Source organism: Neisseria sp. HMSC065D04, from assembly GCF_001815675.1.
Taxonomy (GTDB): Bacteria; Pseudomonadota; Gammaproteobacteria; order Burkholderiales; family Neisseriaceae; genus Neisseria.
Window position 1 is genome coordinate 1 of sequence record NZ_KV821524.1, and the last position, 14,540, is coordinate 14,540.

Sequence of the window (14,540 nt, forward strand, 5' to 3'; positions counted from 1 at the left end):
AGTATTGTACCATTTTGTTTTTAATTGACTATAAAACCAAGCCTGTTACGCAAAAGTGGCGATTTTGTCGAATTCCGCCTTTTCAGACGACCCCTTCCCCTCCCCTCAAATTTACCTTTTCCGCCCGCTTCGGTATCATACCGCCTGTCTGTTTATCCCTGACGGAATCCCGATTATGTCTGACTGGTCCCTCCCCGATTTCGAACGCAAAATATGTCCGCCCGAAGAATTGGCGCAGCGACTGCACACGCTTCCCCGCCCGCTGGTGTTTACCAACGGCTGTTTCGATATTCTGCACAGGGGGCATGTTACCTATCTGGCGCAGGCTCGGTCGGCGGGGGCGGCGTTGGTGCTGGCTTTGAACACGGATTCGTCCGTGCGCCGTTTGGGCAAGGGGGACGACCGTCCCGTCAATCCGCTGGAAAACCGCGCGGCGGTAGCGGCTGCGTTGGCAAGCGTGGACTTGGTCACTTGGTTTGACGAAGACACGCCCGCCGAGTTGATCGAGCAAATCAAACCCGACATCCTGATTAAAGGCGGCGACTGGCCGGTCGAAAAAATCGTCGGCGCGCAAGAAACGCTGGCGCGCGGCGGCAAAGTGTTTTCCATTCCGTTCCTGCACCAGACTTCCACCACGAAAACGCTGGAAAAAATCCGCGCAGCCGAGGGCGGCAAATGACCGCGCTGAAACTGCCGCACAGTCGGGTTTTGGCGGAACTTGCCGACGGTCTGCCGCAACACGTTTCCCATCTCGCGCGTATCGCGGGCGTGAAGCCGCACCAGCTCAACGGCTTTTGGCAACAGATGCCCGCACACATCCGCGGACTGCTGCGCCAGCACGACGGGCAATGGCGGCTCGTGCGCCCGCTTGCCTTGTTTGACGAAGAAGCCTTGCAGCGTTTGGGCGCGGAACGCGGTTTTCAGACGACCTTAAAACATGAATGCACGTCCAGCAACGACGAAATCCTGAATCTGGCGCGCACTTCGCCCGAACAAGCCCATAAATCGCTCTGCGTCGCGCATCTGCAAACCAAAGGCCGCGGGCGGCAGGGACGCAAGTGGACACACCGGCTGGGCGAATGCCTGATGTTCAGCTTCGGCTGGGTATTCGACAAACCGCAGCACGAACTCGGCTCGCTCGCCCCCGCCGTCGCGCTCGCCTGCCGCCGCGCTTTAGCCGCATCGGGTTTGGACATACAAATCAAGTGGCCGAACGATTTGGTCGCCGGCAGGGACAAACTCGGCGGTATCCTGATCGAAACCGTCCGCAACGAGGGCAAAACCGCCGCCGTCATCGGCATAGGCATCAATTTCGTCCTGCCCAAAGAAGTCGAAAACGCCGCTTCCGTCCAGGCCCTTTTCCACAACGCGCAGCTTGCCCGCGGCACCGCCTCCGTACACTGCATTCCCGCTTCAACGCTGTTGGACAAATTGTTGGGCGAACTCAATGCCGTCCTGACGCAATACGCGCAAAACGGGTTCGCCCCCTTCCTCGAAGAATACCAAACCGCCCACCGCGACCACGGCAGACCCGTCTTGCTCCTGCGCGACGGGCAGACCGTAAACGAAGGCACCGTCCTCAGCGTCGATGCACAAGGCGCGTTGCACTTGATGACAGCCGCAGGCGAACAAACCGTCGTCAGCGGCGAAATCAGCCTGCGCCCCGACGACACGCCCCGCGCCGCCGCGCCGCGCCCGCCCGAACGCCTCCTCCTGCTCGACGGCGGCAACAGCCAGCTCAAATGGGCATGGGTGGAAAACGGCGTGTTCAACGAAGTCACCCGCGCGCCGTACCGCGACTTGAGCAGGCTCGGCGAAGAATGGGCAGCGCGTTCAGACGACCGCACCCGTATCGTCGGTTGCGCCGTGTGCGGTGACCTCAAAAAAGCCCTGGTCGAAGCCCACCTGACCGCGCCCGTCCGCTGGCTGCCCTCCATGCAGCAGGCGCTCGGCATCCGCAACCACTACCGCAACCCCGCCGAACACGGTTCCGACCGCTGGTTCAACGCCTTGGGCAGCCGACGCTTCAGCCAAAACGCCTGCGTCGTCGTCAGCTGTGGCACCGCCGTGACCACCGACGCGCTCACCGAAGACAACCATTACCTCGGCGGCACCATCATGCCCGGCTTCCACCTCATGAAAGAAGCCCTCGCCGCCAAAACCGCCAACCTCGACCGCCCCGCCGGCAAAGTGTACCCCTTCCCCACCACCACGCCCAACGCCATCACCAGCGGCATGATGGATGCCGTTTGCGGCGCCGTCATCATGATGCACGGGCGGCTGCAACAAAAAACGGGCGAAGGCAAACCTGTTGACGTCATCATCACCGGCGGCGGCGCAAGTAAAGTCGTCAACGCCCTGCCCAAGCAGTTTGTTTTGGACAATACAGTAAAAATTGTAGATAATCTCGTCATTTACGGCTTATTGAACTGGGTCGCGCAAGAGCAGGAACAGACCGATAAACTGCCCGAATAAGCAGCAATACCGTAGTACAGATTCAAAAAGGTCGTCTGAAACGCAACACCGCTTTTCAGACGACCTTCAGACGCAGCAAACTTCAGCGGGTTGGCTTTGATGCCGATCCGCCACAACCAATAACAACACAAAACCGCCCGCACACCGCAACGGCAACCGAACACAAAAAAGGAAAACAACTCATGAAATGGCTTTTCGCCGCCCTCGTGGCACTCAACATCATCGTCTTCGGCGGCATGATTACGCACCGCCTCAACAACGCCAAATCTCCCAACGCCGTGCCCGTAGAAGGCGGCGCCCACGAACTCGCCCAACCCGAATCCCTGCGCCCGCAGCAAGCCCCCGCGCCTGCCGACAACGCGCAACCCGACTGGCTGCAAACCGACGAAACACAAGCCGACCTGCCCGAACCCGAATCCGAAGAAGCCATAGCCGAACGCAAGAAAAAAGAAGAAGAGGAACAGGCGCGCCGCGAAAAAGAAAAAAAAGAACGTGAAGAAAAGGCCCGCCGCGAAAAAGAGAAAGCCGCCGCCGAAAACACCAATCCGGCTACTGCCGCCAACGAAAATCCTGCCGCCAAAAACGCAGCCGCCGCCCGCCAATGTACGTCTAACGCCAGCGTTACCCTGGACGAAGACGACTACCACCGCATCAAAGGCCTGCTGACCCGCTGGCCGCACGCCGCCAGCCGCACCGTAGAAAAACGCGGTGCATCGAAAGACCACGCCGCCAAAACCTTCCGCGTCGTGCTGCCCGCCGACAGCGAAGCCATGAACCGCCTCGAAGCGCTCGGCAACAAAGGCTTCAACGGCACGCTTCACAACGGCGAAATCAGCCTCGGCGTCATGAAAAGCCGCTCCTCCGCACAAGTCCTCATCTCGCGCCTGTCCGCAGCAGGTTTCGGCGGCGCGCGCATCGTCGAACAAGACGACAAAGGCAACGCCGCCGACAGCACCCTCAGCGTCTCCCGCATGACCGTCATCTTCATGTCGGTCGATGAAAAAGACGCACAGGAAATCCGCAACATCGTCGGCCGCTACGGCAGCCTGAATATGAAAACCTGCAAATAAAACCCAAAGGTCGTCTGAACATTTTCAGACGACCTTTTGCAAAGATGCAACAGATTAGGCGGCAGTCAAATCTCGTTTGGAAAACCGAATAGGTTAACGTTGATATCGCTCCCGCCTTCACGCTGCGAAACCGCCGACAAACCCTTATCCAAACAAAGGTTCTTGAAAAACCATGAAACCCGCCCAAACCTCCCTACTGTTCGCCCTTCTGCTCGGACTACTGCCGGCAGCATACGCCGAAGACTACGACGACGAAGCCTATCAAAACCTGATCACGCAATGCACGCGCAACCAGCTCGACAGTTGCGTCACACTCGGCATTTGGACCCGCGACTATCTGGAAAGCCCCGCCGATGCCTACCTGCCGCTGAAAAAAGCCTGCGACGGCAAAAACATGAAGGGCTGCAACGTATTGGCAAACCTCTATTTAGACCCATACAGCGGTTTGGGCATGGACTACCCAAAAGCCCTCGAACTTTACCGCAAAGCCTGCAAAGGCGGCTATGAAAACGCCTGCCGCAACGCCAAAGAAACCGAAGAGGAAATGCGCAATCAAACGGCGGAAGACCGCGCAGCCAAACGCCAAGAGCGGCTGGAGGCACTGCAACGTTCCTGCATGGGCGAAAACGATGCCGCTTGCAGGGCATTACAACGCGAATTGCAACGCTGATACAGAAGCCGCGGTCGTCTGAAACGGCTTTCAGACGACCTATGCTACAATTTCACGCATCCGAACCCATTACAGGAAAATTCATGGAAGCCACCGTCTATCTCGAAGACAACGAATACATCGCCTTATGCGACCTCTTGAAGCTCGCCGGACTTGCCGAAAGCGGCGGGCAGGCGAAAGCGTTTATCGCCGAAGGGCTGGTGTTGCGCAACGGCGAAACCGAAACCCGCAAAACCGCCAAAATACGCGGCGGCGAAGTCATCGAGTTTGACGGCGCGCGCTTGGAAATCACCGATGGATACGACCCTGAAGAATAAAGCCGAAGCCCTCTTGGGCGAGCCGCTTCTAGACGAACCCGTCCGCCCCGAATCGTGGGAATGCTGCGGCAGCGACTGTGGCGATGTCTGCATCCAGACGGTTTATTGGACGGAAAAAGCCCGCTACGACGCGCAACGGCGGAAATTGAAAGAAGCGGGTTGGTCGGAGACAAAGATAACGGAAAGGTCGTCTGAAAACGGTTCGGCTTGATGGAAACCGCGTTTTCAGACGGCCTTTTATAGTAGATTAAAATTGAAAACGTTCATATCGTCATTCCCGCGCAGGCGGGAATCCAGAAGTTTGAAATAGCGGTTAACCTTAAACATTTCTGACAAATCAAAGTCTGGATTCCCGCCTGCGCGGGAATGACGGCATAGGTACTTTTCCTTTGAATTTGCCATACACCCGTTTTTAAAATTACCGCCGTCGCCACTGCCCGACAATATTAAAACACCCCGCCCACCGTTCACCACACACATAACGCCCCATGATAGACCTGCACTGCCATTCCACCGTTTCCGACGGTATGCTCTCCCCCGCCGAAGTCGTGCGCCTCGCGCATCAAAACGGCTGCACGCTGCTGGCGTTGACCGACCACGACCACACCGGCGGCATCGCCGAAGCGCGTGCCGAAGCCGACAAGCTCGGACTGCGTTTCGTCAACGGCGTGGAAATCTCCGTAACTTGGCGCGGGCGCACCATACACGTTGTCGGTTTGGATTTCGACGAACAAGATGAAAACCTGCAAAACCTGTTGGCACAAGTACGCCAAGGCCGTCTGAAACGCCTCGAAGCCATCGCCGCCAAGCTCGAAAAGAAAGGCATTGGTGGCGCATACGACGGCGCGCTCGCGCTGGCGGCAAACAAAGAAATGGTCAGCCGCACCCACATCGCCGAGTTCCTCATCCGAGCGGGACACGTCAAAAACAAGCAGCAGGCGTTCACCAAATACTTGGGTGACGGCAAATCCTGCGCCATCCGACACGAGTGGGCGACACTGGCAGACTGCGTCTCCGCCGTCAACGGCGCGGGCGGCATGGCTATCATCGCCCACCCCATGCGCTACGATTTGTCCGCCACCGCCAAGCGCAATCTGTTTGAAGAATTCAAAAACCTCGGCGGCGTAGGCATCGAAGTCCACAGCGGCAACTGCTGCAAAAACGACCGACTCAACTACGCGCTTTTGGCAGAACGCTTCGGCATGCTCGCCAGCGCGGGCAGCGATTTCCACCGCTTAAACGACTTCAGCGGCGGCATCCTCGGCGCGTGTCCCGAGCTGCCGGAAAACTGCAAACCGGTTTGGGAACATTTCAAAAGGGTTTGAACCGACAAGCTTCGACAAAATATCCGGCAATTGCGTTCAAATCATCCTTCTTGGCGCTGAGACGGCAACATCCTACGTTCCGAACCAAACCGGTCGAACACTTATCTTGCCTCTCTTTTATCTTGATTTCGCCATAAAAAAGGTCGTCTGAAAGCGGGAACAGTGCTTTCAGACGACCTTTTGTGTAGCAATCCGATTAGAACAGGGCTTGCAGAATCAGGTAGCAGGTCACGGACAGGATGGCGGCGGCAGGCAGGGTAATGACCCATGCCAAGCCGATGGGTTTCATCAGCTTCCAGTTGGCGTTGCGGTTGACCAAACCGATGCCGAGTACCGCGCCGACCAAAATATGGGTACTGGATACGGGCAGCCCCATAAAGGAGGCGGCCATCACGACGGCGGCGGCGGAAAGTTCGGCGGTAAAGCCCGAAGCGGGGTGCATTTCCGCCAAGCTGCTGCCGACGGTTTTAATCACTTCTTTACCGACAAACCACAAGCCGACAATCAAGGCGATACCGAATGTCAGCATGGCAATCGGCGGAACGGCGTTTTGAGAAGTAATGCTGTTGGTGCGCAAGGCGTCCATGATGGCGGCAAACGGGCCGATGGCGTTGGCAATATCGTTTGCGCCGTGGCTGAAGGCGAAGCCGCAGGCGGTAAATACCTGCATCCATGAAAACATTTGAAAGGTGGATTTATCCAAATCTTTGCGCTTCAGGCTTTTGGCGAATACGAACGTCCCCATCCACACTGCCGCGCCGATCATGAAGATGGTCAGGAAGCTGTTGACGTTGCTCATGCCTAAGTGAAGGTTGTTCAACCCTTTGAAAATCAGCATGGCGGCAATCATCATCCCGCCGAAAGAGGCGATAAAGGGAACCCAAGAATGAAGGGCTTTATAGGAGTCGACGTTGTTTTTGCGGTTGTCCAAATCGTACAGGCCGCGGTAGTAGTCGCTTTTCAGATCGGCGGGATCAAAATCCGGCTCGTCGTAGATTTGCGCGTCGTGCGCCATTTTGGTGGCGTATTCGACTTTTTCGCTTTCGCTCAAGGCTTCAAAAAACAGGCGGTGCTGTTCTTTGTAAGCCTTTTTTTCTTGTTTGATGCCCTTGAGCGTGCCTTCCGCCCAAGCGTTGTAATCCAAAACGTTTTTCTTCACTCTGGAAAACAGTAAATAGGAAACCGTACCGCCCAAAATGGGGGACAAAACCCAAGACAGGGCGATTTCGCCCAATTTGCTCCATTGAATCAGATCGCCCGCATTCATATTGTTCATCACCGCCATGCAGACCGCACTGCCGACGATACCGCCGATAATGGCGTGGGTAGTGGAAACGGGCAGGCCTTTGCGCGAGGCAAACAGAAGCCACAATGCCGCCGCAAGCAGCGCGGACATCATGATAAAGACAAACTGCATGGGCTGAAGGTCGATGCCGTTCAAATCCACAATGCCTTTGCGTATGGTATCGGTCACTTCGCCGCCCGCAATCACTGCGCCGCTGACCTCGAACACCGCCGCAATCAGCAAAGCCTGGGGAATCGTCAGCGTACCGGAGCCGACGCTGGTACCGAAGGAATTGGCGATATCGTTGCCGCCCACGTTAAACGCCATGAAAACGCCGAACATGGTAGCAATAATGAACAATATGGAATGGTTGTAATGGGTATAGCCCAAGCCCCAGTAAATAAAATAGCCGACCATGCCCACCAGCATAGCGGCAAAGACAGCATTAATCAGCTTCAAGTTGGCACTCATCTGAGTTTGAGCCATAGGATCAGCTTCCTTAAGAATTGCGGATGTGTTTCAGACTATTGTAACCTTTTTGCAATCTTTCTTGAAACATTTATTTACCTTCGCCGCGCCAAATACCTGACAAATCGCAAAACCGCGTTAAAATGTTTTTTTACGGCCTAATCCGAACCACGACCCATGAATACCCAACTTTATATCGGCATCATGTCCGGCACCAGCATGGACGGTGCAGATGCCGTGCTTATCCGTATGCAGGGCAATCAATGGCAGGGCGCGCTGGCTCATGCCTTTACCCCGTATTCAGACGACCTCCGTCAAGAGCTTCTAAACCTTCAAAATATCGGCGACAACGAATTGCACCGCAGCAATATCCTGTCCCAGACCCTCAGCCGCCTTTACGCGCAAACCGTCCACACCCTCCTCTCAGAACAAAACCTGCCCGCCGAAGCCGTTACCGCCATCGGCTGCCACGGGCAAACCGTCCGCCACGCCCCCGAACACGGTTACAGCATCCAGCTTGCCGACTTGCCCCTGCTGGCGGAACTGACCGGCATTTTCACCATCGGCGATTTCCGCAGCCGCGATTTGGCTTCGGGCGGGCAAGGCGCGCCGCTGGTTCCCGCCTTCCATCAAGCCCTGTTCCAGCATCCGCAGGAAACCCGCGTCGTCCTCAATATCGGCGGCATCTCCAACATCAGCGTCTTACCGCCGCAGCAAGCCGCGTTCGGCTTCGACACCGGTCCCGGCAATATGCTGATGGACGCGTGGATGCAGCACAACTGGCAGCAGTCATACGACCGCGACGGACAACGCGCCGCACAAGGCGCTATCCTGCCTGATTTGCTGAACCGCCTGCTCGACCACCCCTATTTCAGACGACCCCATCCCAAAAGTACGGGCAGGGAGCTTTTCTCCTTAAACTGGCTTCAAGGTCGTCTGAAAGGCGGCGAAAAGCCCGAAGATGTTTTAAGAACCTTGGTTCGCTACACCGCGCAAACCATCCGCGACGCTGTCGATACAGCCGCCCCCGACACGCGCAATCTCTATGTCTGCGGCGGCGGCGTCCGCAATCCGGTTTTGATGCAGGATTTGGCGGACCTGTTCTCCCCCGCTGTAGGATTGAACAGCACCGCAGCGCTCCACCTTGATCCGCAATGGGTCGAAGCCGCCGCTTTTGCCTGGCTCGCCACGTGCTGGATAAACCGAACGCCCAGCAGCCCGAACCATGCGACCGGTGCAGCCAAAGCCTGCATCTTGGGCGCAGGCCACTACGCCTGATATCCGGTTTCAGACGACCCGTCCGATATTGGCTACCATAGCCGGACAATCCGTCCACGTCCAAACTCCGTCCCATCAAAAAAGGTCGTCTGAAAAGCGGCAACCCGAGTTTGAAACTTGGTTGAACCGCGTTTTCAGACGACCTTTTGATACGTCTCTTTCAATTATTCTTTTTTACCGGCAAGTCCGATGTCTTTCTCTTTATCGCCGACTTTCACTTGCGCCTTACCGGCAATCTCTTCGGCTTTGCTGCCGAAAATGTTCAAACGGTAGCTGCCTTTGTCTTCATTGTTGAGCGTCGCGCGTCCGTTGATTGCCGAACCCGCCCCTGCTGCGGCAATGTTGGCGGCAGCCAAGTCGACATTGTAATCAGGTGCCATGCCGCTGATTTTGCCCTGACCTTGTTTTTTCTCAAAATCGATGGTGTACGTCAGGCGGCCGCTATTATCGTCGCCGTTAAACGCGATACCGCGGTAGGTATAGCGGCCCAGTTGCGGCAGGTCTTTAAAGGCAATTTCCTTACCTTGCACTTCGCCGACTTTAAATTCATACGCCTGCAAGTCTTTCAGCTTGTTGCCGTCGGCAGGATCGGCCTTCTGCTTGATATATTTGGCAGCGACAGCCGAATTGTCTTGTTTGTAAACCATAAAGTCGCCGCGTTCCAAATCGATGACCTGTCCGTTGACGTTGATTTTGCCGACGTAATCATAATAGGAAATCTTGTCGCGCTTCAGAAAGGCGGTGTCCAAATTGTCGCCTTTTTTAAGCGTTTGCACCTTATTGTTGGCACTCAGCTGCATCGTGCCGTTTTCGGGAACACTCTCGAAAACGGTAATGTATTTCACGCCCTTAGCCTTAGGATCAAAGCCTTTGCCTATCGCATCGGACAGCGCGGAAGAGGAGCTGCCGCAGGCGGCAAGCGTAGAAACCAAAGATGCGGCAAGAACCAAGCGGACGGCTTTCATGGTTTTCCTTTCGTTTGAAGTTGTTTGATAACATATTCATATTATCGCACCAGCCCTCAATGACGTATGATTTAAATCAATATTCATCATTCCTATTCCGCCGCTTTGCCAGCCTTTGCAGTTTATACCGTCGTCTTTTCATTTTTGTGAAACCGTTACACATTTTCATTGATTGCCAAACAAACCGACACCATGCTGCTGCCGCCATCTGCCTCTACCGTTGAGGTCGTCTGAAAGCCCGCTTCACTCGTTTTAGCGAAACTCGCTTCACTCCTTTTCAGACGACCTTTTTCCAACCCTGCTACAATACGCCTTTTATTGTTCACGCCGATTTTGCCATGACCGAGCCGACCTACATCCCGCTGCGCCTGCATACCGAGTTCTCAATTACCGACGGTATGGTGCGGATTAAAAAACTGATTGCCAAAGCGCGGGAATACGGTTTGCCTGCTTTGGGCATCAGCGATTTGATGAACGAATTCGGTTTGGTGAAATTCTATAAAGCCTGCCGCAGCGCGGGAATTAAGCCTGTCGGGGCGGCGGATGTGTGGATAGGCAATCCGAATGCGCCCGACAAGCCGTTCCGCGCCATGCTGATTATCCGTAACGATGCGGGCTATCTGCGCTTGAGCGAGCTTTTGACGGCGGCTTATGTCGGCAAAGACCGCAATGTCCATCATGCGGAACTCAATCCCGAATGGCTGGAAAACGGCGACAACAGCGGCTTGATTTGTTTGAGCGGCGCGCATTACGGCGAAGTGGGCGTGAATCTGTTGAACGGCAATGAAGACGCGGCGCGTGCGGCGGCGTTGAAGTATGCGGCGTGGTTCCCCGATGCGTTTTATCTGGAGCTGCAACGCCTGCCCGAACGTCCCGAATGGGAGGCTTGCGTTTCGGGCAGCGTGAAGCTGGCGGAGGAGTTGGGTTTGCCGGTGGTGGCGACGCATCCGACGCAGTTTATGAGCCGCGACGACTTCAACGCGCACGAGGCACGGGTGTGCATCGCGGGCGGCTGGGTGCTGACGGACAAGAAACGTCCGCGCGATTTTACGCCGAGCCAGTTTTTCATTCCGCCGGAAACGATGCTGGAGCGTTTCGCCGACTTGCCCGAAGCCTTGGAAAACACGGTGGAAATTGCTAAACGCTGCAATATCCATATCACGCTGGGCAAAAACTTCCTGCCCCTGTTCCCGACGCCCGACGGCCTGTCGCTGGACGATTATTTGGTGAAACTGTCCAACGAGGGTTTGCAGGAACGCATGGTTCAGCTTTATCCCGACGAGGCGGAGCGGGCGGCGAAAATGCCGGAATATCAGGAGCGGCTGGATTTTGAGTTGAACATCATCATCCAGATGAAATTCCCCGGCTATTTCCTTATCGTACAAGACTTTATCAACTGGGCGAAAACGCACGGCTGTCCGGTGGGGCCGGGACGCGGTTCGGGTGCGGGTTCGCTGGTGGCGTATTCGCTGAAGATTACCGACCTTGATCCGCTGAAATATGCGCTGCTGTTCGAACGTTTCCTAAACCCCGAACGCGTCTCCATGCCCGACTTCGACGTGGACTTTTGCCAAAGCAACCGCGGCCGCGTGATTGAGTATGTGCGCGATAAATACGGTGCGCAGGCGGTGAGCCAGATTGTGACCTTCGGCACGATGTCGTCCAAAGCGGTGATCCGCGACGTAGGGCGTGTGCTGGAGCTGCCGTTTACCCTGTGCGACAAACTGTCGAAGCTGATTCCGCTGGAAGCCAACAAACCTTTGGGTTTGGACGATGCCATGAAGGCGGAGCCGCAGATTCAGGAATTGATTGAAGCGGAAGAAGCGGACGAACTGATTACGCTGGCGAAAAAGCTGGAAGATTTGACGCGCGGTTTGGGTATGCACGCGGGCGGCGTGTTGATTGCGCCGGGCAAGATTTCCGATTACAGCCCCGTGTATCAGGCGGACGAATCCGCCTCGCCCGTATCCATGTACGACAAGGGCGACGTGGAAGACGTGGGTTTGGTGAAGTTCGACTTTTTGGGCCTGCGCAACCTGACCATTATCGAAATGGCGCAGAACAACATCAAAAACACCACCGGCGATATTGTCGATGTCGGCAAAATCCCGCTCGATGACCAAGCCGCCTACAAAATCTTCCGCGATGCGAACACTACCGCCGTATTCCAGTTTGAATCGACCGGCATGAAAAAAATGCTGAAAACGGCGCACACCACCAAGTTTGAAGAACTCATCGCCTTCGTATCGCTCTACCGCCCCGGTCCGATGGACAACATTCCCGACTTCGTCGCGCGCATGAAGGGGCAGGAATTCCAATACATCCACCCGCTGCTCGAAGGCATCCTCGCGCCGACTTACGGGATTATGGTGTATCAGGAACAAGTGATGCAGGCGGCGCAGATTATCGGCGGCTACTCGCTCGGCGGTGCGGACTTACTGCGCCGCGCCATGGGTAAGAAAAAGCCCGAAGAAATGGTGAAACACCGCGAAATCTTCGCCGAAGGCGCGGCAAAACAAGGCATTTCGCGCGAAAAATCCGACGAAATCTTCAACTACATGGAAAAATTCGCCGGCTACGGTTTCAACAAATCCCACGCCGCCGCCTACGCCCTGATTTCCTACCAGACCGCATGGCTCAAAGCCCATTACCCCGCCGAATTTATGGCGGCGACCATGTCGTCTGAATTGGACAACACTGACCAGCTCAAGCATTTCTACGACGACTGCCGCGCCAACGGCATCGAGTTCCTGCCGCCCGACATCAACGAATCCGACTACCGCTTCACACCGTATCCGAACATGAAAATCCGCTACGCGCTCGGCGCGATTAAAGGCACGGGCGAAGCCGCCGTCGAATCCATCATCGCCGCGCGGCAAAGCGGCGGCAAGTTTACCGGCCTGTTGGACTTCTGCGAGCGCGTCGGCAAAGAACACATGAACCGCCGCACCCTCGAAGCCCTGATACGCGGCGGCGCGTTCGACAGCATCGAACCCAACCGCGCCATGCTCTTGGCAAACATCGACCTCGCCATGAACAACGCCGACCAAAAAGCTGCCAACGCCAATCAGGGCGGGCTGTTTGACATGATGGAAGACGCCATCGAACCGGTGCAGCTCATCGACGCACCCATGTGGAGCGAATCGGAAAAACTCGCCGAAGAAAAAACCGTCATCGGCTTTTACCTGTCCGGCCACCCGTTCGGCCCGTATGCCCAAGAAGTCCGCCAAATCGCCCCGACCAAATTAGGTCGTCTGAAACCGCAAGACAGTGTGCGCCTCGCCGGATTCGTTACCGCCGTGCGCACCATGATGGGCAAACGCGGCAAAATCGCCTTCGTCAGCCTCGAAGATTTGAGCGGGCAGATTGAAATCATGGTCAGCGGCCAGACGCTGGAAAACTGTGCCGACTACCTCAAATCCGACCAAGTGCTGATTATCGAATCCAAAGTCAGCCGCGACGACTACGGCGGCGACGGACTACGCATCATGGCCAACCAAGTCATGACCCTGCAAATGGCGCGCGAACGTTACGCCCGCAGCCTCAGCCTCGCCCTCGCCCCCGGCCACGACATCGAGCGCCTCGCTACCATCCTAACCGCCCACCGCCTACCCGACACGTCGCACATCCCGCTGCAACTGTCGTACAGCAACGACAAAGCGTCGGGCAAGTTTCAAGTGCCGCCGAAATGGATGGTGACACCCAGCTCTGCGTTATTCGACGAACTGGAAAAACTGCTCGGCAGCAGGGCGGTGCGCGTGAATTGGTAAGGCGCAGGGGTCGTCTGAAACAGCGACGAAGAGCTGCTGTTTAAACTGCATCGCCATTAAAATACAAAGCTGTACCTTTATTTTCAGACGACGTTTGATAAACCATTCAAAGACGTCGTCTGAAAACGCAAAACAACACTATAGTGGATTAACTTTAAACCAGTACGGCGTTTTTGCCTCGCCTTAGCTCAAAGAGAACGATTCTCTAAGGTGCTGAAGTACCAAGTGAATCGGTTCCGTACTATCTGTACTGTCTGCGGCTTCGTCGCCTTGTCCTGATTTAGAGTTAATCCACTATATATTACAACTAAATCATCACTCACCACACCATATCATGAACACATACTCCGAAGAACCCGACGGCTTCATCCTGTATGACGAAAGGCCCGATCCCTTCGACAACCGCCGCGCCAGCCGTACGCGCTTTGCGGCAGTAAACCTGCCCATTTTGCTGGGCATCAGCGCAGTGTCCGCACTATTGCTGTGGATTACCCAATCATGCTTGGGTCAATGCGGCATCAACCGGCAGGTCGGCGGCGCAGTGCATGTCTTTGCCATCGCCCTTTACGGTCTGCTGCACTATCAAAGCACTTGGCTGGAAAAACGCTGCAATGATGCCGGAAAGGGGCATTATCCGGCGATATGGATGTTCAGAATCAGCCTCGTACTTGCCGCCATCAGCCTGATATTGCCGGTATTTACATTGCCTATGGTCGCAGGCGGACTGCTTCAATTCGTCTACGGCATGATATTGCCGTCCAACCCGCTGCCCAATCTGATGGGCTACCCCAAAGCCAACTCGACAGCCCTGCAAATCTGCGCGCTCTTAGCGTGTATCACGGCAGTGTTGATGGCTATCGGATTGCTACATTGGTTTTAAGTATTCCCAAATATAGTGGATTAACTTTAAACCAGTA

Annotated in this window: 13 protein-coding genes; 10 read left to right on the forward strand and 3 right to left on the reverse strand. The window is 55.7% G+C overall.

The features are described from left to right. Nucleotides 1-172 precede the first annotated feature (172 nt). The 7 genes from rfaE2 to HMPREF3050_RS08180 all read left to right on the forward strand — a co-directional run bounded on the left by rfaE2 (nt 173) and on the right by HMPREF3050_RS08180 (nt 5,857). Complete coding sequence (rfaE2, locus tag HMPREF3050_RS08155; RefSeq protein ID WP_141758425.1) at nt 173-679, forward strand: D-glycero-beta-D-manno-heptose 1-phosphate adenylyltransferase; 507 nt, start codon at nt 173-175, stop codon at nt 677-679. Continuing rightward, nucleotides 676-2,475 (forward strand): bifunctional biotin--[acetyl-CoA-carboxylase] ligase/type III pantothenate kinase, encoded by a 1,800-nt coding sequence (locus tag HMPREF3050_RS08160; RefSeq protein WP_070774407.1) that lies wholly within the window; start codon nt 676-678, stop codon nt 2,473-2,475. The genes rfaE2 and HMPREF3050_RS08160 overlap by 4 nt, the downstream gene beginning before the upstream one ends. Before the next feature lie 182 nt (nt 2,476-2,657). Next, nucleotides 2,658-3,545 (forward strand): cell division protein, encoded by an 888-nt coding sequence (locus HMPREF3050_RS08165; protein WP_070774408.1) that lies wholly within the window; start codon nt 2,658-2,660, stop codon nt 3,543-3,545. A 172-nt stretch (nt 3,546-3,717) separates the two neighbouring features. Continuing rightward, nucleotides 3,718-4,215, forward strand: a complete 498-nt coding sequence (locus tag HMPREF3050_RS08170; protein WP_003768930.1) for an SEL1-like repeat protein — start codon at nt 3,718-3,720, stop codon at nt 4,213-4,215. 83 nt (nt 4,216-4,298) lie between these two features. After that, nucleotides 4,299-4,532 (forward strand): RNA-binding S4 domain-containing protein, encoded by a 234-nt coding sequence (locus HMPREF3050_RS08175; protein ID WP_070681464.1) that lies wholly within the window; start codon nt 4,299-4,301, stop codon nt 4,530-4,532. Beyond that, nucleotides 4,510-4,743 carry a hypothetical protein gene (locus tag HMPREF3050_RS13605; protein WP_094113366.1) on the forward strand — a complete coding sequence of 78 codons (234 nt, stop codon included), beginning with the start codon at nt 4,510-4,512 and terminating at the stop codon, nt 4,741-4,743. Before HMPREF3050_RS08175 ends, HMPREF3050_RS13605 begins: the two co-directional genes overlap by 23 nt. A gap of 277 nt (nt 4,744-5,020) precedes the next feature. Beyond that, nucleotides 5,021-5,857, forward strand: a complete 837-nt coding sequence (locus HMPREF3050_RS08180; RefSeq protein WP_070774409.1) for a PHP domain-containing protein — start codon at nt 5,021-5,023, stop codon at nt 5,855-5,857. A gap of 196 nt (nt 5,858-6,053) precedes the next feature. Here HMPREF3050_RS08180 and HMPREF3050_RS08185 read toward each other — a convergent pair whose 3' ends face one another. Next, complete coding sequence (locus HMPREF3050_RS08185; RefSeq protein ID WP_003756523.1) at nt 6,054-7,628, reverse strand: inorganic phosphate transporter; 1,575 nt, start codon at nt 7,626-7,628, stop codon at nt 6,054-6,056. Nucleotides 7,629-7,787: 159 nt separating this feature from the next. Between HMPREF3050_RS08185 and HMPREF3050_RS08190 the strand changes: the two genes are divergently transcribed. Continuing rightward, the gene (locus HMPREF3050_RS08190; RefSeq protein ID WP_070774410.1) at nt 7,788-8,888 is read left to right on the forward strand and encodes an anhydro-N-acetylmuramic acid kinase; all 1,101 of its coding nucleotides are present in this window, start codon (nt 7,788-7,790) and stop codon (nt 8,886-8,888) included. Between the two features lie 164 nt (nt 8,889-9,052). Here the strand turns inward: HMPREF3050_RS08190 and HMPREF3050_RS08195 are convergent, their stop codons facing one another. After that, nucleotides 9,053-9,853: a factor H-binding protein gene (locus tag HMPREF3050_RS08195; RefSeq protein ID WP_003768926.1), complete on the reverse strand. Its 801-nt coding sequence runs from the start codon at nt 9,851-9,853 to the stop codon at nt 9,053-9,055. A 155-nt stretch (nt 9,854-10,008) separates the two neighbouring features. Next, entirely contained in the window at nt 10,009-10,179 is a 171-nt protein-coding gene (locus tag HMPREF3050_RS08200) for a hypothetical protein (RefSeq protein ID WP_168166263.1), read from the reverse strand. 12 nt (nt 10,180-10,191) lie between these two features. Between HMPREF3050_RS08200 and dnaE the strand changes: the two genes are divergently transcribed. Together dnaE and HMPREF3050_RS08210 are read left to right on the forward strand one after the other, a co-directional pair. After that, nucleotides 10,192-13,623, forward strand: coding sequence for a DNA polymerase III subunit alpha (dnaE, locus tag HMPREF3050_RS08205; RefSeq protein ID WP_070774412.1), 3,432 nt, complete (start codon nt 10,192-10,194; stop codon nt 13,621-13,623). A 334-nt stretch (nt 13,624-13,957) separates the two neighbouring features. After that, complete coding sequence (locus HMPREF3050_RS08210; RefSeq protein WP_003768920.1) at nt 13,958-14,503, forward strand: hypothetical protein; 546 nt, start codon at nt 13,958-13,960, stop codon at nt 14,501-14,503. The last annotated feature ends 37 nt before the right edge of the window (nt 14,504-14,540 follow it).